The organism is Bradyrhizobium sp. USDA 4503 (genome assembly GCF_054055815.1).
The window spans coordinates 5,743,461-5,763,680 of record NZ_JBSRXS010000001.1 but is presented as its reverse complement, the minus strand read 5'-3'; the positions used below and the strand labels follow the sequence as shown (position 1 = coordinate 5,763,680).

Sequence of the window (20,220 nt, the reverse complement as noted above, 5' to 3'; positions counted from 1 at the left end):
CCCCGGAATGACCTCCCGCCTCAGGTTCCGGTGGAGAAGAAGGAGGCGAGGCGGGTCTGGATGTTGTCGGCGATCTCCTGCGCGGCGCGGTCCTCGGCGTCGCGGAAGGCGCGGGCGCGGGCGAAGCGCTGGTAGGAGCCGGGCATGTCATAGGACACGCGCGAGAACGTGGTGCCGGTCATGACCGACTTGTTCGAGGCGATCTCGATCAGGTTGAACTGGGCGTCGATGGCGTAGTTCTCGCTGGTCGGCAGCGCGGTGGCCGGATCGATCATCAGCGAGGAGCGGCTGGTGTTGAAGCGCAGCACCAGCCGATGCGTAGGCGGCATGCCGGTGGCGGTGCCGTAGAGCTTGAAGGCGAGGGCGTTGCGGACCTCGACGCCAACCCGGGCCTCGCGCGAGGCGTTCGGCTTGTCGACCGGCGGAACCTCGACGCCCATCAGCTTTTCGCGCAGCGCGGACGACTGGCCGTCAAGGGTACGCTCGGCATACATCGGCTGGAAGCATCCGGCCGTCAGCGCGGCCAAGGCAGCCACGGCCACGAGCCGGGCGGCGATCCTGATCCTAGCCGACAACATTGACGATCCTCATGGGCACCACGATCACCTTGCGGACGGGTTTGCCGCCTAAGGCGGCTTTTACCGCATCGAGCGCCAAAACGGCAGCCTCTATATCCGCATTTTGGGCCGCCCGTGGCACGGTAACATCACCTCGTTTTTTACCGTTGACCTGGACAACCAGGGTCACGCTGTCTTCGACCAGCAAATCGCGCTCGATTTGCGGCCAATCGGCCTCGGAAACCAGCCCGGTCTGGCCCAGAACCACCCAGCACTCCTCGGCCAGATGCGGCATCATCGGCGAAAACAGCTGCACCAGGATGGTCGCCGCCTCCTTGACGGCCCAAGAAACATCTGGAGCCAGGTCCGGCGCCGGCTTGTCGCCCTTTGCCAGCACCTCGGACAGCGCATTGGCGAACTCGCGGATATGGGCGAGACACACGTTGAAATGCAGCCGCTCGATCCCGGACGACACCTTGTCGAGCGCGCCATGGGCGGCCTTGCGCAGCGCCAGCGCCTCGGCTCCGAACGTGGCCGGCCGGGCCGCCGGCGCCGTCTTGGCAATCTCGGCCGATTCGTTCACCAGCCGCCACAGCCGCTGCACGAAGCGTGAGGCGCCCTGCACGCGCTCGTCGCTCCAGATCACGTCGCGGTCCGGCGGCGAGTCCGACAGCATGAACCAGCGCGCGACGTCGGCGCCGTAGCTCGCGATGATGTCGTCGGGGTCGACGGTGTTCTTCTTCGACTTCGACATCTTCTCGATCGGGCCGATCGCGACGTCCTCGCCGGTCGCCATCAGCACCGCGCGGCGGCCGTTGCCGCCAACCTCGATCTTCACCTCGGCCGGCGTGACCCAGCTGCCGTCGGCCTTCTGGTACGTCTCGTGCACCACCATGCCCTGGGTGAACATGCCGGCGAACGGCTCGCTCATGTCGACGTGGCCGGTGGCCTTCATCGCGCGGGTGAAGAAGCGGCTGTAGAGCAGATGCAGGATCGCGTGCTCGACGCCGCCGATATACTGATCGACCGGCATCATCCGGTTGGCGACCGCAGGCGTGGTCGGCGCGGTCTCGTTCCACGGGTCGGTGAAGCGCGCGAAATACCAGGACGAGTCCACGAAGGTGTCCATCGTGTCGGTCTCGCGCACGGCCTTGGCCCCGCACTTCGGGCAGCTGACGTGCTTCCAGGTCGGGTGATGGTCGAGCGCGTTGCCCGGCTTGTCGAAGCTGACATCCTCCGGCAGCGTCACCGGCAGCTGGTCGTCGGGCACCGGCACCACGTCGCATTTCGGGCAGTGGATCACCGGGATCGGGCAGCCCCAGTAGCGCTGGCGCGAAATGCCCCAGTCGCGCAGGCGGAAATTCACCTGCCGCTCGCCGACCGGCGCATTACCGCGGACTTCGCTTTCCAGCCGCTTGGCGACCTCTTCCTTGGCCGCTTCGATGGTCATGCCGTCGAGGAAGCGCGAATTGATCATGCGGCCGTCGCCGTCATAGGCGACGTCGGTGATGACGAACGTCTTCGGGTCCTGGCCCTCGGGGCAGACCACCGGCACATTGCCGAGATTGTACTTGTTGACGAAGTCGAGGTCGCGCTGGTCGTGCGCCGGGCAGCCGAAGATCGCGCCGGTGCCGTATTCCATCAGCACGAAGTTCGCGACATAGACCGGCAGCTTCCAGCTCGGATCGAACGGATGCACCGCCTTGATGCCCGTGTCGAAACCCTGCTTTTCTGCGGTGTCGATGATCGACTGCGCGGTGCCGATCTTCTTGATGTCGGCGATGAACTCCGCGAGCTTCGGGTTCTTCGCGGCAGCCGCTACCGCCAGCGGATGATCCGCCGAGATCGCCATGAACTTGGCGCCGAACAGCGTGTCCGGCCGCGTGGTGAAGATCTTCAGCTCGCTCTCGCCGGCCGGCGTGGTCGCCGCATCCAGTGCAAAGCGGATCAACAGGCCCTCGGAGCGGCCGATCCAGTTGCGCTGCATCAGCCGCACCTTGTCGGGCCAGCGGTCGAGACCATCCAGCGCTTCCAGGAGCTCCTGCGAGTACTTCGTGATCTTGAAGACCCACTGGCTCATCTCGCGCTGCTCGACGACGGCGCCCGAGCGCCAGCCACGGCCGTCGATCACCTGCTCGTTGGCGAGCACGGTCATGTCGACCGGATCCCAGTTCAGCTTGCGCTTCTCGCGCTCGGCGAGGCCGGCGCGCAGCATGTCCAAAAACATCTTCTGCTGATGCTTGTAGTAGCTGGGGTCGCAGGTCGCGAACTCGCGCGACCAGTCGAGCGACAGCCCGATCGACCGCAGCTGCTTCTTCATCGCGGCGATGTTGTCGTAGGTCCAGGCCTTCGGCGCCACCTTGCGCTCGATCGCGGCATTCTCCGCCGGCAGGCCGAACGCGTCCCAGCCCATCGGGTGCAGCACGTTGTAGCCCCTGGCGCGCATGAAGCGGGCCAGCACGTCGCCGAGCGTGTAGTTGCGGACATGGCCGATATGGATGCGCCCCGACGGATAGGGGAACATCTCGAGCACGTAGTATTTCGGCCGCGGATCGTCGTTCTTGGAGGCGAAGATCGCCTTTTCGTCCCACAGGCGCTGCCAGCGGGGCTCGGATTCACGGGCGTTGTAGCGTTCGGCGGTCATGAAATCGCAAGGATTTTGGGTGGCTTTGGGTGGTTTTCGGGTCCCGTCCGGGGACGGCGGACTAGGCCACAAAAGCGCCTGCGCGGTCAACGGCTTGGGGCCTCCAAACGTCCCATCCCCTCGCGCAGCCGCCCTGCCGCTGTCGCAGGGGCGCCGTCTGCAGCCTTCTCGACGTCCTGGCGAAGGCCTGGACCACAGAGCTTTGTCGAGGAAGGGATCGTGGCCCCAGCTTCGCGCAATAATAAACGGTGGGGGTAATCGGTCCTGACCTTCGCCAGGACGACGCTGAATATGCGGCGTCGCCGATGGTCATGGTTCCGCGCTCATGGCGCGGCTCGATCACGCACGATCTCAACTCGCCAGCGCCATCCCGGCTTCGTCCAGCGTCTGCAGGAAGCCGTGCTCGATCACGGCATTCCTGCCGCGGCGCTTGGCGGCGTAGAGGGCGGCATCTGCAGCTTCGATCAGGTCGCCGGGGCGCTGGGTCTCGTTCGGTCTGGTCGTCGCGACGCCGACGCTGACGGTGACGACGCAATGGCTCGAGGACGCGTGCGGCACGGCGAGGCCGAGCACGGCGGTGCGCACGGTCTCGCCGATCGCGAGCGCATGCGCGGCGTCGGTGTTCGGCAGCAAGAGGCAGAATTCCTCGCCGCCATAGCGGCCGGCGAAGCCCATGGTGTCGGCGGCGATCCCCGACAGCACTTCGCCGATTCGGGTCAGGCAGGCATCGCCTTCGGGATGGCCGTAGGTGTCGTTGTAGAGCTTGAAGTGATCGACATCGATCATCATCAGCGACAGCTCGCATTCATATTGCTGCGCCCGCATCCACTCGAAGTCGAGCCGGCTCTGGAAGCCGCGGCGATTGGCAAGGCCGGACAGCGCATCGATCGAGGCCATCACGGTGAGACGATCGTTGGAGGCGACCAGCTCGCGCTCGCGCTGGCTGAGCTGCGCCGCCATCGCGTTGAAGGCACGCGCCAGCGGCACGAATTCCGCCGGCAGCTTGTGCTTGGCGACGCGCGCCGACCAGTCGCCCTCGCCGAACCGCCGCGCCATGCCGGTCATCAGCTCGATCGGATGGATGACGAGCCGCTCGGCGCCGACCAGGGCGCCCAACAAGACGAAAAGGCAGACAAATCCAAGCTGCAGATAGGCGGTGCGGATCTCGCGGTTGATCGCCGCCGTCACCTTGGCCTCGTCCATGCTCACGATCAGCCGGGACTGCGTGCCGGCGATGTGCGCGAAGCTCAGCGTGCGCTGTGCGCCGTCGGACGCGGTGAACGACACCGAGCCGGACGGCTCGTCATAGCTCAGCGCCTTCTCGGCGATCGCTGCCATCAGCGGGATGGTGTCGAGCGAGCGGCCGATCAGGCTCGCATGATCGGCGGGCGCGGCGATCACGACGCCGGTAGAGTCGACCAGCACGGCCGACATGCCGGGCTGGCCGCCGAGATTGGCCATGATCTGCGACAGCCAGTCGATATTGATGCCGGCGACCACGACGGCATCCTGCTCCGGATTGATCGCGGCGACCGGATAGGCGGCCATCATCATCGGGCGGCCATTGGTCCTGCCGCGCAGATAGTCGCTGAACACGAAGTCGCGGTTGTCCTGCGCCTTCTTGAAATATTCGCGGTCGCCGACATTGAGGCCGACCTGGACGTTGAGGGTCGAGCATTGCACCAGCCCGTCCCTGGAAACGAACATGATGCTGCGGATCCAGGGCAGCACCGTCGGCAGGCTGGCGCGCAGCACCTCGCAGCTCTGCGCGATGCCGCCGGAGGCGCGGATATAGGCTGCGGATTTCAGCATGGTCTCGACCGAGGAGACCACCTCGCGCTGGGTTTCCGCGGCATGCGCGGTGAGGCTGGCATAGCCGGCCGCGGCCTGCGCGATCTGCTTGCTGCGGGAATCCTCCAGCGTGCGGACGCGGTCCAGCATCAGGGGCGCGACCAGCATCAGCGCAAGCAAGGCCAGCCGGGCACGAATTCCCAGAACCTTCTTGAGCCTGACCCGGTTGCGGTTGAAAGTAACGCCCGACATTCTATTCCCTTGCCCGTGCGCAAGTTAGAATGCAGGGCTTCAAAAAGCCTTTCCCGAATTTGGTAAAATTCGAGCCAACCCCCCCGCACCTGTCAGAGAACGGCACAAGCATGACGCAAAGCCCGACCACGCCGTTACCGGCCGATTCACCACATGGCCTCGCCGCCGTCGAACGCGAGATCGTCCATGCCTGCAAGGAAGCGCGGCGCGACCGCACGTCGGTGACCTTGATCGCGGTGTCGAAGACGTTCGCGGCCGACGCAATTTTGCCGATTATCGGCGCCGGACAGCGCGTATTTGGCGAAAATCGCGTGCAGGAGGCCAAGGGCAAGTGGCCGGCGCTAACCCAGGCTCATCCGGGATTGCAGCTGCATCTGATCGGACCGTTGCAGTCGAACAAGGCCAAGGAGGCCGTCGCGCTGTTCGATGCGATCCATTCGGTCGATCGCGCCAGCATTTGCGAAGCGTTAGCCAAGGAAATCAAAAATCAAGGCAAGCACCCGGAACTGTTCGTCCAGATCAATACCGGCGAGGAGCCGCAGAAGGCCGGCGTCGCGCCGCAGGACGCAGATACCTTCATCGCGGCATGCCGTGACACCTACGGCCTGCAGATATCAGGACTGATGTGCATCCCGCCGGTCGACCAGGCGCCGGCGCCGCACTTCGCGCTCTGCGCCAAGATCGCCGCGCGCAACGGGCTGACGAATCTCTCGATGGGCATGAGCGCGGACTTTGCCGTCGCGATCCAGATGGGGGCCACCCATGTGCGGGTGGGCTCGGCGATCTTCGGGACGCGGACGGTGCCGCATAACTGACTGTCGTCCCCTGCTTTTGAAAGCAGGGACGACAGCGGTGTGTGTGGCGCGTGCGCGGCGCCTACACGAACCGCACCGACACTTTTCCGATCGCGCCAAAATCGGCGGCGAATTTATCGCCGGCGGTGATCGGCAGCGGGGGGATGGCAGGTGCCTGTGGTGACGACTTCCTCTGCCCGCAAGGTCAGCCCGAGCGCGCGCAGCTCGTTGGCGCACCAGGCGAGCGCTGCGCAGGGATCGCCGAGCACGTTCTTGCCGTGGCCGATATAGCGCTCGCCGCGCAGCGTGATGACCGGGCGGTCCTCGACCAGGTCGATCGCGCGCCAGTCGGCTGAGGTTGGGGGTCCGAGCACGAACAGATGCGCGCAGGCATTGTCGGCGATCAGCTGCGCTTCGCCGGCGGCGACGAAATCGGCGAAACGCGAATCCGGAATCTCGATCGCCGGATGCAGCGTGCCGACGGCCTCCAGCACCTCCTGCACGCTGTACGGCGTCGTGCGCGGCGCGAGATCGCGCGCCATGCGGAAGGCGTATTCCGGCTCGCCGACGCGCATCTCGTTGCCCTGCATCGACGCGGTGCCGCCATCCGGTATCACCGTCTCGGCAAGGATGCGCCCGGCGAGCGGTCCGGCGACATTGATGTGCTTCTGGCCGGCCGCGCTGGTCGCCGCGATCTTCCAGCCGAACAGTTTTTTGCGCGACGTCTTTTCCAGTTCGGCCTGCACCGCATAGCCCTCGGCGCGATCGCGCGGCCGAATGGCGACATCGAGCGCTGCGAGCTTGGTGCCGGCGTGCCAGTGATCGTGCAGGACCTTCGAGGCGGCGGCGATCTTGTTGTTGTCGAGCATGCTGTTTCGCTCCCCGCGGGAATTATTTTCTGTTGTGCACGATCTCAGCACAAACGCGTCGCGTCTGTCGCGTGGGAAAACCGATGCTGAGCTATTCCACCACCCTACTCAATAACGATCCGGGTCTGCGGCGACATCCGCCGCAACAGCCGCAGCATCGAGGTCTTCGTCATCGAGACGCAGCCCGCGGTCGGCGAGAAATTCGGCCGCGCCAGATGCAGGAACACCGCGCTGCCGCGGCCGGCGACGCGCGGTGCGGCGTTGTGATCGATCTCGATAATGAAGTCGTAGAGATGGTCCTCGCGAGTCAGGCGGTCGCCGCCTTGCATCCGATCGAGCCGGATCGGCTGGTTGTAGTGACGGTCGGCGGGGTCCTCGCACCAGGCGTCCTCGCGGTGGATCGGCCGGGTCGGCAGGAAAGTCGTCGGACGCTGGTGCCGGTCGGCGCGCCACCAGAGCTGGCGCGGATGGAAAACGCCGCGCGGCGTGCCGCCGTCGCCCTCGCGCTTGTTGGCGAGGATTCCGCCGCGCCCGAGCGCCACCGGCACGGTCCAGCCGTCAGCCGACAGCCAGCCCCGGCGCGGGTCGCCGGCGGCTGCTCGGACCTCGATGATGGAGAGCGGGCGATCACGTTTGGCTGTCATATAAGTGATTGAAATAGCTGACCTTCCCCTAAGAATCGTTCCAAACTGAGCTTGCCTTGGAGGTTCAGAACATCCTATCTCCCGGCATTACAGGACATTCACGTCCTGCCCCGCCGGATTTGAGGTAGACTGCGTTGCCTTGTGAATCGGTAACAATCGCCTACCTGAACACATATCTAGCCGATGTTACGGCCATAAGCGTCCTCTGCTTCTGACCGCCCGCCCCCGAAGGATTATACCTATGGCCAATGCCCGCAAGATCTTGATCGTGGATGACGATACCGATCTGCGCGATACGCTGGTCGAGCAGCTGTCGCTGCACGAGGAATTCGAAGCCTCCGCAGTCGACACCGGCGCCAAGGGCGCCACTGCCGCCAAAGCTAATTCCCCCGATCTGGTCCTGATGGACGTCGGCCTGCCCGACACCGATGGCCGCGAAGTGGTCCGCTCGCTCCGCAAGGGCGGCTTCAAGGCTCCGATCATCATGCTGACCGGCCACGACACCGATTCCGATACGATCCTGGGGCTCGAATCCGGCGCCAACGACTATGTGGCGAAGCCATTCCGCTTCGCGGTGCTGCTGGCCCGGATCCGGGCGCAGCTCCGCCAGCACGAGGCCAGCGAGGACGCGGTGTTCTCGGTCGGTCCGTACTCGTTCCGGCCCGGCTCGAAGATGCTGACCGGCGCCAATGCCAGGAAGGTGCGGCTGACCGAGAAGGAAACCGCGATCCTCCGCTTCCTCTACCGCGCCGGCCAGATGCCGGTGTCGCGCGAGACCCTGCTCCAGGAAGTCTGGGGCTACAATTCCGGTGTCACCACCCATACGCTGGAAACCCACATCTACCGCCTCCGCCAGAAGATCGAGAAGGACGCCGCCAGCCCGGAAATCCTGGTGACGGAAGCCGGTGGCTACAAGCTGGTGCCGTGATACGCTTTGCGCTCAACGATTCGTGAAATCGAGGCGCACCGCGGTTACCGGACCTGAATGTCGATCGATGATGACGTAGCCCTGCTCGAGCGGGTCCCGACAATGCGTCTGTTGGGCGAAAGCTCCTTGCGCATGCTGGCGATCGGCTCCGAGCAACGTGATTTCAACGCAGGCGACGTGCTGTTCAAGGCCGGCGACGCCGCGGACGCCGGCTATGTCGTGCAGCGAGGCACCTTCCGCGTCGAGGAAGGCGGCGCCGAGATCATCGCCGGTCCCGGCGCGCTGATCGGCGAGCTCGCATTGATCGTCGCGATGAAGCGGCCATCGACCGCCACCGCGCTGGAGCGCGGCTCGGTGATCCGAGTCGCGCGCAGCCTGTTCCAGCGCGTGCTGGAAAGCGATCCCGCCGCGGCCCTTCGGCTGCGCGACGAGCTCGCGCTGCGCACCAGCCAGCTCGCAAGCGATATCCTGATGGCGAGCGGGAAGCTGAGTACGTGATCTTTCCGCGCGTCATTCCGCAAGGTCATTGAACCGTCACCCTGAGGTGCGAGCCTTGCGGCGCAATTGCGCCGCTGGGCGAGCCTCGAAGGGTCGACGGCCACCAGCCGGGCCGTGCACCCTTCGAGACGCGCGTTCCGCGCTCCTCAGGATGACGGGTCGAGGGTCGGCGGCGCCCTTAAACCTCCATCACCGCCGTCACCGGCACGTGGTCCGACGGGCGCTCCCAGCTGCGGGCGTCGCGGGTGATCTTGAAATCGCTGACCTGATCCTTCAGCGCGCGCGAGACCCAGATGTGATCGAGCCGTCGGCCGCGATCGCCGACGGTCCAGTCCGCCGCGCGGTAGCTCCACCAGGTGTAGACCTTTTCCGACATCGGGATCCGCTCGCGCGCGATGTCGAACCATTCGCCATGCGCCTGCGCGGCGAGCAGCTTCTCGGTCTCGACCGGCGTGTGCGAGACCACCTTGAGCAGCTGCTTGTGCGACCACACGTCGTTCTCATGCGGCGCGACGTTGAGGTCGCCGACCAGGATGTGGCGGTCGTCGCCGCGCGGATGCAGCGGCTCGCAGGCCTTCATCTCGTCGAGGAATTGCAGCTTGTGCTCGAATTTCGGATTGAGCGCGGGATCGGGAATGTCGCCGCCGGCCGGCACGTAGAAATTATGCAGCACCAGCGGCTTTGACAGCTGCGCCTTCTCGCCGAAGGACACCGAGATGTGTCGTGAATCGATCTTGTCGCAGAACGTCCTGATGTCGGTCGTCTCGAACGGCAGGCGCGAGACGATGGCGACGCCGTGATAGCCCTTCTGTCCGTTCAGCGCGACGTGCTCATAGCCGAGCCGCTTGAAGCGCTTGAGCGGAAACGCATCGTCGATGCATTTGGTCTCTTGCAGGCACAGCACATCCGGCCGCGCGCTCTTGATGAACTTGGCGACGGTGTCGATGCGCAGGCGCACCGAGTTGATATTCCAGGTGGTGACGGAGAACCGCATGAGAGGTGCGTCTTAGCACGGTTCTCGGTGCGGATTTCAATTGTCCACAGGGAGGCTCCCACCTCGCCCCGCTTGCGGGGAGAGGTCGGATCGCATGGAGCGAAGCGCAATGTGATCCGGGTGAGGGGGACTCTCCGCGTACTCGCGTCTTTCGGATTCGTGGAGGCAGCCCCTCACCCAACCCTCCAAGAGCGAGCTTCGCTCGTCTCGACCCCGCAAGAGCGGGGCGGGGGAGAAGGAAAGGCGGTCAGCCCGGCGAGGTGCCGGGATAGGTCGTGAAGTCGATCTTGAACAGCGCCGGATCGGGCTTCTGCGTCGCGTCGAGATTGTAGACCGCAACTGTCGTGTCGTAGCCCTGCGGGTCGGTAACGGTCCACTGCTTGAGCTTGCCGTCCTTGGCGCCGATCATCAGCAGGAAGCGGCTGGTGCCGACCAGCGCCTGCTTTTCCTCGATCGTGATGCTGACGAACACGTCGTCGGCGGTGACGCTGATGACGTTGGTGTCCTTCATCAGGTCGATGCGGTCCGACAGCAGATAGCGCAGCGGGGTCTGCGACAGCGGATAGACGTCCTGGGTGGCGAGCCTGCGGTCGCGCACCGCGACCGAGGAGCCGTCCGCGATCACCTCGATCGGGCTCGGATCGTCATATTCGAAGCGCAGCTTGCCGGGCTTCTGGATGTAGAAATCGCCCTTGGTCTTGGTGCCGTCGGGGCCGACCTGGACGAAATTTCCGACCAGCGTTTGCAGCGACGAGAGATAGGCCGAGACCTTGGCAGCCTGCGCCTTCTGGTTGGCGTCGAAGGTCTGGAAGATGTTGGCGGGCACGTTGCGGCGCGGATCGGGAATCACCGGGTTCGGCGGTGCCTGGGTGGCGCCCGTCGTCGTCGGACCCTTGTCCGCATTGGTCTGCGCGCCAGCGTCCTTCTTTGGCGCAGCCTTGGATCCGGCGTTGGGCGCGGGCTTCGGGGGCGGCGCATTCTGCGCAGTCGCAGCGCCGGCGATCGCGGCGGTGACGAGAAGAGCGAGCGCAGTGCGCGTGCCGCGGTCAATGAGGTGTTTTGCCATCAGATATGTCAGGTCTCTGTTCGACGTCGTCCCGCTGCGCCGGATTTTATCCCGCCTCTTCCGAGGGAGATATGGTTTTTCCGTGATGATCGTCCCCGATCAGAACTGGCCTTCTTCCTCCCCGACCAGGATTTCGCGCTTTCCGGCGTGATTCGCCGGACCGACGATGCCCTCAAGTTCCATCCGCTCCATCAGCGAGGCCGCGCGGTTATAGCCGATCTGCAGCCGGCGCTGAATGTAGGAGGTCGACGCCTTGCGGTCGCGCTTGACGATCGCAACCGCCTGCGTGAACAGATCGCCGCCGCCGTCGCCGCCCATGCCGGTGGCATCGAACACGGCGCCGTCCTCGTCGGTCGGCTCTTCCGCGGTGACGGCTTCGAGATACTCCGGTGCGCCTTGCGTCTTGAGGTGACGCACGACCTTCTCGACTTCCTCGTCCGAGGCGAACGGTCCGTGCACGCGGCTGATGCGGCCGCCGCCCGCCATGTAGAGCATGTCGCCCTGGCCGAGCAGCTGCTCGGCGCCCATCTCGCCAAGGATGGTGCGGCTGTCGATCTTCGACGTCACCTGGAAGGCGATCCGGGTCGGGAAGTTCGCCTTGATCGTGCCGGTGATGACGTCGACCGACGGACGCTGCGTGGCGAGGATGACATGCAGGCCGGCGGCGCGCGCCATCTGCGCGAGGCGCTGCACCGCGCCTTCGATATCCTTGCCGGCGACCATCATCAGGTCGGCCATCTCGTCGACGATGATGACGATGTAGGGCAGCGGCTCGAGGTCGAGCTTCTCTTCCTCGTAGATCGCCTTGCCGCTCTCTTTGTCGAAGCCGGTGTGGACGGTGCGCGTCAGCTCTTCGCCCTTGGCCTTGGCTTCGACCAGGCGCGCATTGTAGCCGTCGATGTTGCGCACGCCGAGCTTGGCCATCCGCTTGTAGCGCTCTTCCATCTCGCGCACGGCCCATTTCAGCGCCACCACCGCCTTCTTCGGATCGGTGACGACGGGCGTCAACAGATGCGGGATGCCGTCATAGACGGAGAGTTCGAGCATCTTCGGATCCACCATGATCAGGCGGCATTGATCCGGCCGCAGCCGGTAGACCAGGCTCAGGATCATGGTGTTGATCGCGACCGATTTACCGGAGCCGGTGGTGCCGGCGATCAGCATATGCGGCGTGCGCGCCAGATCGATGATGACGGGGTCGCCGCCGATCGTCTTGCCGAGGCACAGCGGCAGCTTCGCAACCGAATCGACGCTTTCCTTGGCGACCAGAAGCTCGCGCAGATAGACCTTCTCGCGATGCGCGTTCGGCAGCTCGATGCCGATCGCGTTACGGCCGGCGACGACCGCGACGCGGGCCGACAGCGCGCTCATCGAGCGCGCGATGTCGTCGGACAACCCGATCACGCGCGACGACTTGATGCCGGGCGCCGGTTCGAGCTCGTACAGCGTGACCACCGGGCCGGGATTGGCCTTGACGATCTCGCCGCGCACGCCGAAGTCCTGCAGCACGCCCTCGAGCGAGCGCGAATTGGCTTCGAGCTCGGCCTTGCTCAGCGGCTGTCGATCGCTGGCTTTCGGCGCGCTGAGCACGGAGACCGAGGGCAGCTCGAACTTGTCGGAATTCTTCTTCTTCGGCTTCGGCTCGGCCTTCTTGCGCGGGGCGCGGGCGGCGGGAGCTTCGTCCTCCTCGTCCTCCTCTTCCTCCTCGTCGTTGAAAGCCTCAGCCTCGTCCTCATCATGGTCTTCATGCGCCGGTGCGATCGAGGGCGCCGAGCGGCCGCCGCCGATATTCGGCTCCTGGCGCTCGAACGCGGCGCTGCGGCCCTGGGCTCCGCTCGAGACCAGCGATTTGTAGGCGGTGGTCAGCAGCCAGCCGAGCCGCGCTTTCGCGCTCATCAGCGCATGGAACAGCCAGCCCAGCGAGACCGAGCTGCGGTCGTTGTCTTCGTCCTCGACGAACGGCTCGTCATCGTCGGAGATCGGCGTCAGCTCGTCGTCCTGCTCCTTGGCGCCCCAGCCGCAGGCGAACAGGAAGCTTGCCGCCATCGCGACGAACAGGATCAGGCCGAGCACGACGCGATAGATGAAGCCGGGCGGGCCGAACACGACGGCCGGCGCACGCAGCAGCGCGTCGCCGACCACGCCGCCGAGCCCGGTCGGCAGCGGCCATGCGGTGTTGTACGGCCAGCAGCTGGCGAAGCCCGCCGCGATCACCGTGCACAGGATCCAGCAGCCGAGCCGCAGCGCCTCGCGGTCGAACGGGCGATGCGTCAGCATCCGCCAGCCCCACACCGCGACCGGCAGCAGCAGCATGATCGCGCCGAGACCGAGAATCTGCATCAGGAGGTCGGCGCCGATCGCGCCGGGATAGCCGAGCACGTTGCGGATCGCGCGCGAGGTGGCGTGGCTCAGCGACGGATCCTGCACCGACCAGGTCATCAGCGCCGCCGTGATGGCGCCGGACAGCGCGATCAGGCCGAGCCCGGTGAGTTCGCGCAGCCGTCGCGCCAGCGCCTCGCGGAGCGAGAGCGGCAGATGGCCGACCAGGGGGATGACACGTTCGATCGCTGGCATACTCAATCTTCGCGCTTCGCGATTAACCCAGGGTTTCGACCAGGCGATGCATCGCCTCGGCCGTCGATTCACTGTCGGAGACGAGCGCAAGGCGGATATAGCCCGCGCCCGGATTGGAACCGTCGGTCTGCTGGCGCGCCAGATAGCTGCCGGGAATCACGCGCACGCCGGCGTCGCGATAGAGCCTGACCGCCGCAGCCTCGTCGCCGCCGCGCTCGGAGACGTCGAGCCAGACGCAGAACCCGCCGGCGGGACGCTTGTAGCCGTAGCGGTTGCCGAGGATCTGGTCGGCGAAATCGAACTTGATGCGATAGAGCCGGCGGTTCTCCTCGACATGCGCCTCGTCGCTATAGGCGGCGACCGCGACATGCTGCAGCGGCACCGGCACCTGCGGTGCGGCGACATTGCGCAGCTCGTGGAATGCGGCCAGAAACTTCCTGTCGCCCGCGGCAAAGCCGACGCGCATGCCCGGCAGGTTCGAGCGCTTCGACAGCGACTGGAACGCCACGACATTGCTGAAGTCGGGACCGGCGCATTCGAGAATGCTGCCCGGCGCCTCGCGGGTGTAGATTTCCGAGTAGCACTCGTCGCTCAGGATGATGAAGCCATAGCGATCGGCGAGCTCTTTCAGCCGTGTGAAGTAGGCGCGCGAGGCGACCGAGCCCTGCGGATTGGCGGGCGAGGCGATGAAGAACGCGACGGTGCGCGCCAGCGTCGCCTCGTCGATCGAATCGAGGTCGGGCAGGAAACCGTTAGCGAGCGTGGTCGGCAGGTAGATCTGCTCGCAGCCGGCCGCGCGGGCGCCGGCGCCATAGGCCGGATAGAACGGGTTCGGCATCAGGATCGCCGGCCGGCCCTTGCGCGGCGCGACGTAGCGCGAGGCTGATATCGCGGCAAAGAACAGCCCCTCGCGGCTGCCGTTCAGCACCATCACCTCGCTCTCCGGATCGACCGGTCGCGGCAACTGGAACCGGCTTCCCAGCCAGGTCGCGACGGCGCGGCGGAACGGTTCGATGCCCTTGGCGATCGGGTATCGGCCGAATTCGGCGGTATGTTTTGCCAGCACCGGTCCGACGAAATCGGGCACCGGGTGCTGCGGCTCGCCTAATGACAGCGTAATCAAGGGCTTGGCGGGCTGATACGGCGCCAGCAGCTCGGTCGTGCGCAGGAAAGGGGAACGCTCGGCCTGGCCGGCGGATGCGACATCGCCGGCGCCCTGCGCCAAGCCGGATGAGGCGGTCATTGCCATGATTGAAATGCCAGCACTTTCACTGCGGTCGGAGGGTGGGGGCGCCGACCGTAAACCGATCAAGTCACCATAGATAGGGCGAGGTTAAGACGCGATTAACCATCGGCGGTGCGGCACGATCGGCCGACGCGTGATATCCGCGCTGATCCCAAGGCACCGCATCGAAATTGCTCCGAGACATGATCCACCGCCGCGCCGTCCGGGCGCTCATCATCACCGGCGAGCGCGAAGTCCTGCTGATGCGGATTCGCTCGCCGCACGGCGGCGACTGCTTCTGGATCGCGCCGGGCGGCGGCGTCGAGGGCGACGAGACGGCTGAAGCGACGTTGCAGCGGGAACTGGCCGAGGAGTTGGAGCTGATCGATTTCGAGCCCGGGCCCGCAATATGGCGGCGGCACCACACCTTCAACTGGGGCGGCAGGCGGATTTCCCAGAAAGAGGAATACCGGATCGTTCACGCGGATCGCTTCACGCCGGTGATGGCCGACGAGGCCGAGGCGCGCGTGCTCGATTGCTTCCGCTGGTGGCCGATCGCCGACCTATCCGGTGCGAGCGAGCGCCTCACGCCGCTGTCGCTTGCCGACATCCTGGAGCGCTATTTGTGCAACGGCGCGCCAAGCGAGCTGCCGGATGAGGAAGTTTTGATCGACTGACGCGGCTCCATGGCGTGACCCACAACTTGTCATGCCCGGGCTTGACCCGGGCATCCATCGACTAAGCCAGAGTCTTGCGAAGCGGGATGGATGGCCGGGGCAAGCCCGGCCATGACGATTCCAATTTTCCGGTCCATCCGGGCTACGCGCGCGATGGGTGACCTCTACCGCGCCGGCAGCTTCTCGAACGACGGCTTGCCATCGGGCACATGGTGGAAGGTCTGCTTGTCGCAGGTGTAGATCGTCATCTGCGGGGTGAACACCGAGGGGTCGTCGAAGGTGCCGACCTTCAGGATGGTGGCGGGCAGGCCCGGCACCTTGGTCACGAGATGCGTGCCGCATTCCGGGCAGAACTCGCGGGTCACGGCGCGGTCGAGATCCTTGCGGGTGAACTGCTTGGGCTCGCTGGCGGTGTATTTGAAGCCGGTGGTCGGCATCGCCATGAACATGTTCGGTCCGCCGCCCGTGATGTACTGGCATTCGCGGCACAGGCACTGCGCCGCGATCATCGGCTCGCCCTCGGCCTCATAGCGCACGTTGCCGCAATAGCACCTGCCTTGCACCTTCATGACGTCCTCCCGTTTTCGTTGTTTGTAGCCTGTCATTCCACAATGGCAGGCAATTCCGACAATATTTTCTCAAGCCGCGGAAAAAAGAAAGGGGCCCCAGCTTGCGCTGGAGCCCCTCAACGGCCCGGACATTGCCGGGTATGTGTCCGGACCGTAGTTCTGGACCCGGCCCCGGAGGGAGCCAGAGTCCCGGGAGAACTCACATGTTGTAGGCGCGCTCCGTATGCTCGGTGATGTCGAGGCCTTCACGCTCGGTCTCGACGTTGGCGCGCAGGCCGACGATCACGTCGACGATCTTGTAGAGGATCGCCGAACCGATGCCCGACCACACCAGCGTGGTGCAGACGCCCCAGACCTGCGAGATCATCTGCGCTGCGAAGTCGTAATCGGCGACCTTCGGCGGGATCGCGGTGTAGTCGATGATGCCTGCACCGCCGAGCGCCGGGTTGACCAGGATGCCGGTGCCGAGCGCGCCGACGATGCCGCCGACGCAGTGGACGCCGAACACGTCGAGCGAGTCGTCATAGCCGAGCGCGTTCTTCACGACCGTGCAGAAGAACAGGCAGACCACGCCGACCACGAGGCCGAGCACGATGGCGCCCATTGGGCCGGCATAGCCGGCCGCCGGGGTCACCGCGACGAGGCCCGCGACCGCGCCCGAGAGCGCGCCGAGCAGCGAGGGATGGCCCTTGATGATCCATTCCGCGAACATCCAGGCCAGCGCCGCCGCGGCAGTGGCCACGAAGGAGTTGGTCATGGCGAGCGCAGCGCCGCCATTGGCTTCGAGGTTGGAGCCGGCGTTGAAACCGAACCAGCCGACCCAGAGCAGCGAGGCGCCGATCATGGTCATGGTCAGCGAGTGCGGAGCCATCAGCTCCTTGCCGTAGCCGGTCCGCTTGCCGATCAGCAGCGCGCCGACCAAGCCGGCGATACCCGCGTTGATGTGCACGACGGTGCCGCCCGCGAAGTCGATCGCGCCCTTCTTGAAGATCCAGCCGGCATCGGCGTTGATCTCGTCGAGCTTGGCCTGCGCCGCGGTCTTCGCCGCGCCGTCAGCCGCAGCGGCGAGCGCCTTGGCGGCATCCTGGATCGCGTCCGGGCCCGGCCAGTACCAGACCATGTGCGCGATCGGGAAATAGATCAGGGTGACCCAGAGCGGGATGAACAGCGCGATCGCCGCGAACTTCATGCGTTCGGCGAAGGCGCCGACGATGAGGGCCGGCGTGATCGCCGCGAACGTCATCTGGAAGCACATATAGATGAGTTCCGAGATGTTGGCGTCGACCGAGAAGGTCGCCGCCTTCGAGTCCGGCGTGACGCCCATCAGGAAGGCCTTGGAGAAGCCGCCGATGAAGTCGGAGCCGCCGGTGAAAGCGAGGCTGTAGCCGTAGAGGGCCCAGAGCACGGTGACGAGGCAGACCGTGTAGAACACCTGCGCCAGCACCGAGAGCATGTTCTTGGAGCGGACCAGGCCGCCATAGAACAGCGCGAGGCCCGGGATGGTCATCAGCAGCACCAGCACCGTCGAGGTCAGCATCCAGGCGTTGTCGCCCTTGTTGACGGTCGGCTCGGCGTAGGCGGCGGTCGCGGCGAACAGGCCGACTGCAAGGGCCGCCAGTCCCGCGCCATAGGGACGCTTGAACGTCATGTTATTTCACTCCTGAGGTCTTAAGGTTTGAGCGCGAAATCAGAGGGCCGCTGCATCGGCCTCGCCGGTGCGGATGCGCACGGCGTGTTCGAGGCTGATGACGAAGATCTTGCCGTCGCCGATCTGGCCGGTCTTGGCGGCGGAGGTGATGGCGTCGATGGTCTTGTCGACCTGATCGGAGTTGACCGCGACCTCGATCTTGATCTTCGGCAGGAAGCTCACGGCATATTCGGCGCCGCGATAGATTTCCGTGTGACCCTTCTGACGGCCGTACCCCTTGACTTCCGTCACCGTGAGACCGTGAACGCCAATGGCGGTCAGGGCGTCACGGACCTCTTCCAGCTTGAATGGCTTAATGATCGCCATAACAATTTTCATGAGTCCTATCCCCGCTTGGGCCCGGTGCGAATGAACACCGGGAGTTTCGACTGAGGTTCACCACGCGGAGGACATCCACTACGCGGGCACAGCCTGGAGCCTTAGAATCAAATGCCGTGCCAAACGGCCGGAGCTCGCTAATGGATTATGAATCCGGACCTTTTCCCGCTTTACGGGTGGGAGGTGCCCCTGCGCTATTCCGCCGCGCCTAAAATATGGTCAGACCTGTCTAGAACGCAGGCACGGCTAACTCCGGACACAATTCTGCTCAGCCGCGGGGCAGCAGGCGGTATCCGGCGAGGGCTTCCGGGCCCGCCCCGCGGTCCGCGAACACCCTCTCGATCATTTCGCCATTGGCGTCTGTCGGACGATTGCGCGATGGGAATTTGATGTTGGGCTTCATCGGCTTGTTTGGGTTCCCACCCGAAACGGGACCGGCGCGAAGACAGTTGCGGGCATCCTCGCCGCGTCGTTCTGCGCGAAGCGGACAAGGGCTCGCATCAGGTACGCCCGCCCGGACAGCAATGCTGGACTTTTGCCGGCGCTCGTTACCGATCGTTAGCTGTCTGTAACATTGTCGTTCCGGCGTTAACGCCGCGGTTGCCGTCGTTGCGCTATTGCCGCCGCATAAGAACTTCAATGACAGGTGGGGCAACCAATGATTGATCGTATCCGCGCGCTGCTCGAGCAGCAGCCGATGATTTCGCTGGATTTCAACACAATCACCGACGACACGAATCTCTATGACGCAGGGCTGACATCCTTCGCCACGGTGCAGGTGATGCTGGCGCTCGAGGAAGAGTTCAACATCGAATTTCCCGAAGCGATGCTCACGCGACGGACCTTCTCGTCGCTCGCCAACGTCGCGGACGCCGTTTCACGGCTGACACAGCGGGCGGCGTAAGACCATGAGCGTGGTGAGAAAGATAGAGCCCGTGCCGGCCTCTGCCGCCACGCCGGCCGAGCGCATGCGTCGGGTCGCCAAGGTCGCGGCGCAGCAGGTCGATGCGGTAGACCGTGAGGGCCGCTTCCCGGCCGATACCATCGAAGCATTGAAGCGCGAGCGCCTGCTCGGCGTCGCGATTCCCGTCGAGCATGGCGGGGAGGCATTGGGCACGATGGAGATCGCGGAGCTGATCGTTCAGCTCGCCCAGGCCTGCGGCTCGAGCGCCATGATCTACGCCATGCACCAGATCAAGACGTCGAGCTTCGTCAGCCATGGCGGCGCCAGCGACTGGCATCTGGCCTATATGCGCCGCATTGCGGCGGAGCAGTTGCTGATGGCCTCGGCGACCACGGAAGCCGGCATCGGCGGCAATCTGCGCAATTCGATCTGTGCGGTCGAAGTGGCAGACGGCCGCTTCTCGCTGACAAAGGAAGCAACCGTTATTTCCTACGGCCGCCACGCCGACGCGATTCTTGCCACGGCGCGGCGCGCTCCCGACGCGGCAAGCTCCGATCAGGTGATGGTTGTCATTCCCGCGGACCTGAACCGCACGCTGGAGCGCACCTCCGTATGGGATACGCTCGGAATGCGCGGCACCTGTTCGGACGGTTTTCATCTCGTCGCGCACGGTGACGCGGCGCAGATTTTCCCCAAGCCGTTCTCGGAGATCGCGGCACAGTCGATGCTGGCGAGCTCGCATATCTTCTGGGCAGCGACCTGGTTCGGTATCGCCACCGATGCCTTCAATCGCGCGCAAGCATTCGTCAGGGCTGCGGCGCGCAAGCAGGCGGATGGAAGTCTGCCGCCGGGTGCACTTCGGCTCGCCGAGGCAGCCGCCCTGCTTCAGGAGATGAAGGGTCATCTCACGGCGGCCATTGACCGCTTCGATGCGGCCAAGGGCAATGACGACGCGCTCTCCTCGATTGGCTTTACCGCCGAGATCAACGCGTTGAAGGTCGCTGCGAGCGAGAAGGCCGGGGCGATCGTGCGGCTCGCCATGCTGGTCAACGGCATCGTCGGCTACAAGAACGGCACGCCGTTCAGCGTCGGCAGGCACCTGCGCGATGTGAGCTCAGCGCCGCTGATGATTTCGAACGACCGTATTCTTTCCAACACCGCGACGCTCCTGCTGATGAGCCGCTTTGACACCAGCCTGAGAGGTTGAG

General features: G+C 65.2%; 17 protein-coding genes and 1 pseudogene. 6 read left to right on the top strand and 12 right to left on the bottom strand.

Going from position 1 to position 20,220, the window contains the following annotated elements:
* Positions 1–20: 20 nt before the first annotated feature.
* From lptE to ACVMIH_RS27480, 3 genes are all read right to left on the bottom strand, one after another.
* Entirely contained in the window at positions 21–578 is a 558-nt protein-coding gene (gene lptE, locus ACVMIH_RS27490) for an LPS assembly lipoprotein LptE (protein ID WP_076833672.1), read from the bottom strand.
* Positions 565–3,201, bottom strand: a complete 2,637-nt coding sequence (leuS, locus tag ACVMIH_RS27485) for a leucine--tRNA ligase (protein WP_057020327.1) — start codon at positions 3,199–3,201, stop codon at positions 565–567. Before leuS ends, lptE begins: the two co-directional genes overlap by 14 nt.
* Before the next feature lie 351 nt (positions 3,202–3,552).
* Positions 3,553–5,244 carry a sensor domain-containing diguanylate cyclase gene (locus tag ACVMIH_RS27480; protein ID WP_057020326.1) on the bottom strand — a complete coding sequence of 564 codons (1,692 nt, stop codon included), beginning with the start codon at positions 5,242–5,244 and terminating at the stop codon, positions 3,553–3,555.
* Between the two features lie 110 nt (positions 5,245–5,354).
* Between ACVMIH_RS27480 and ACVMIH_RS27475 the strand changes: the two genes are divergently transcribed.
* The gene (locus tag ACVMIH_RS27475; protein WP_057020325.1) at positions 5,355–6,059 is read left to right on the top strand and encodes a YggS family pyridoxal phosphate-dependent enzyme; all 705 of its coding nucleotides are present in this window, start codon (positions 5,355–5,357) and stop codon (positions 6,057–6,059) included.
* 61 nt (positions 6,060–6,120) lie between these two features.
* On the opposite strand, the pseudogene ACVMIH_RS27470 reads toward ACVMIH_RS27475, so the two are convergent.
* Positions 6,121–6,907, bottom strand: a pseudogene (locus ACVMIH_RS27470) (2-keto-4-pentenoate hydratase).
* 104 nt (positions 6,908–7,011) lie between these two features.
* On the bottom strand, positions 7,012–7,551 hold the full coding sequence (locus ACVMIH_RS27465) for a L,D-transpeptidase family protein (RefSeq protein ID WP_057020323.1): 540 nt from the start codon (positions 7,549–7,551) through the stop codon (positions 7,012–7,014).
* Positions 7,552–7,792: 241 nt separating this feature from the next.
* Between ACVMIH_RS27465 and ACVMIH_RS27460 the strand changes: the two genes are divergently transcribed.
* Together ACVMIH_RS27460 and ACVMIH_RS27455 are read left to right on the top strand one after the other, a co-directional pair.
* Complete coding sequence (locus ACVMIH_RS27460; RefSeq protein WP_057020322.1) at positions 7,793–8,479, top strand: response regulator transcription factor; 687 nt, start codon at positions 7,793–7,795, stop codon at positions 8,477–8,479.
* A gap of 57 nt (positions 8,480–8,536) precedes the next feature.
* On the top strand, positions 8,537–8,977 hold the full coding sequence (locus ACVMIH_RS27455; protein ID WP_057020321.1) for a cyclic nucleotide-binding domain-containing protein: 441 nt from the start codon (positions 8,537–8,539) through the stop codon (positions 8,975–8,977).
* Between the two features lie 178 nt (positions 8,978–9,155).
* Here the strand turns inward: ACVMIH_RS27455 and ACVMIH_RS27450 are convergent, their stop codons facing one another.
* From ACVMIH_RS27450 to ACVMIH_RS27435, 4 genes are all read right to left on the bottom strand, one after another.
* Positions 9,156–9,971 (bottom strand): exodeoxyribonuclease III, encoded by an 816-nt coding sequence (locus ACVMIH_RS27450; protein ID WP_028335822.1) that lies wholly within the window; start codon positions 9,969–9,971, stop codon positions 9,156–9,158.
* A gap of 247 nt (positions 9,972–10,218) precedes the next feature.
* Positions 10,219–11,037 (bottom strand): outer membrane lipoprotein carrier protein LolA, encoded by an 819-nt coding sequence (locus tag ACVMIH_RS27445; protein WP_028335823.1) that lies wholly within the window; start codon positions 11,035–11,037, stop codon positions 10,219–10,221.
* Positions 11,038–11,136: 99 nt separating this feature from the next.
* Positions 11,137–13,617, bottom strand: coding sequence for a DNA translocase FtsK (locus ACVMIH_RS27440; protein ID WP_456864101.1), 2,481 nt, complete (start codon positions 13,615–13,617; stop codon positions 11,137–11,139).
* A gap of 16 nt (positions 13,618–13,633) precedes the next feature.
* Positions 13,634–14,860, bottom strand: a complete 1,227-nt coding sequence (locus ACVMIH_RS27435; RefSeq protein WP_456864099.1) for an aminotransferase class I/II-fold pyridoxal phosphate-dependent enzyme — start codon at positions 14,858–14,860, stop codon at positions 13,634–13,636.
* 179 nt (positions 14,861–15,039) lie between these two features.
* Here ACVMIH_RS27435 and ACVMIH_RS27430 point away from each other — a divergent pair, with 179 nt between their 5' ends.
* Positions 15,040–15,513: an NUDIX domain-containing protein gene (locus tag ACVMIH_RS27430; protein ID WP_253588397.1), complete on the top strand. Its 474-nt coding sequence runs from the start codon at positions 15,040–15,042 to the stop codon at positions 15,511–15,513.
* Between the two features lie 164 nt (positions 15,514–15,677).
* On the opposite strand, the gene ACVMIH_RS27425 is transcribed toward ACVMIH_RS27430, so the two are convergent.
* The 3 genes from ACVMIH_RS27425 to ACVMIH_RS27415 form a co-directional block, all read right to left on the bottom strand.
* A complete protein-coding gene (locus tag ACVMIH_RS27425) occupies positions 15,678–16,082 on the bottom strand; it encodes a GFA family protein (RefSeq protein WP_057020317.1) in 405 nt (134 codons plus the stop codon).
* Between the two features lie 199 nt (positions 16,083–16,281).
* Positions 16,282–17,730 carry an ammonium transporter gene (locus tag ACVMIH_RS27420; RefSeq protein ID WP_057020316.1) on the bottom strand — a complete coding sequence of 483 codons (1,449 nt, stop codon included), beginning with the start codon at positions 17,728–17,730 and terminating at the stop codon, positions 16,282–16,284.
* Positions 17,731–17,769: 39 nt separating this feature from the next.
* The gene (locus ACVMIH_RS27415) at positions 17,770–18,108 is read right to left on the bottom strand and encodes a P-II family nitrogen regulator (RefSeq protein WP_024583097.1); all 339 of its coding nucleotides are present in this window, start codon (positions 18,106–18,108) and stop codon (positions 17,770–17,772) included.
* 658 nt (positions 18,109–18,766) lie between these two features.
* Here ACVMIH_RS27415 and ACVMIH_RS27410 point away from each other — a divergent pair.
* Together ACVMIH_RS27410 and ACVMIH_RS27405 are read left to right on the top strand one after the other, a co-directional pair.
* On the top strand, positions 18,767–19,012 hold the full coding sequence (locus ACVMIH_RS27410; protein ID WP_057020315.1) for an acyl carrier protein: 246 nt from the start codon (positions 18,767–18,769) through the stop codon (positions 19,010–19,012).
* A gap of 4 nt (positions 19,013–19,016) precedes the next feature.
* A complete protein-coding gene (locus tag ACVMIH_RS27405; RefSeq protein WP_456864096.1) occupies positions 19,017–20,219 on the top strand; it encodes an acyl-CoA dehydrogenase family protein in 1,203 nt (400 codons plus the stop codon).
* Position 20,220 lies beyond the last annotated feature (1 nt).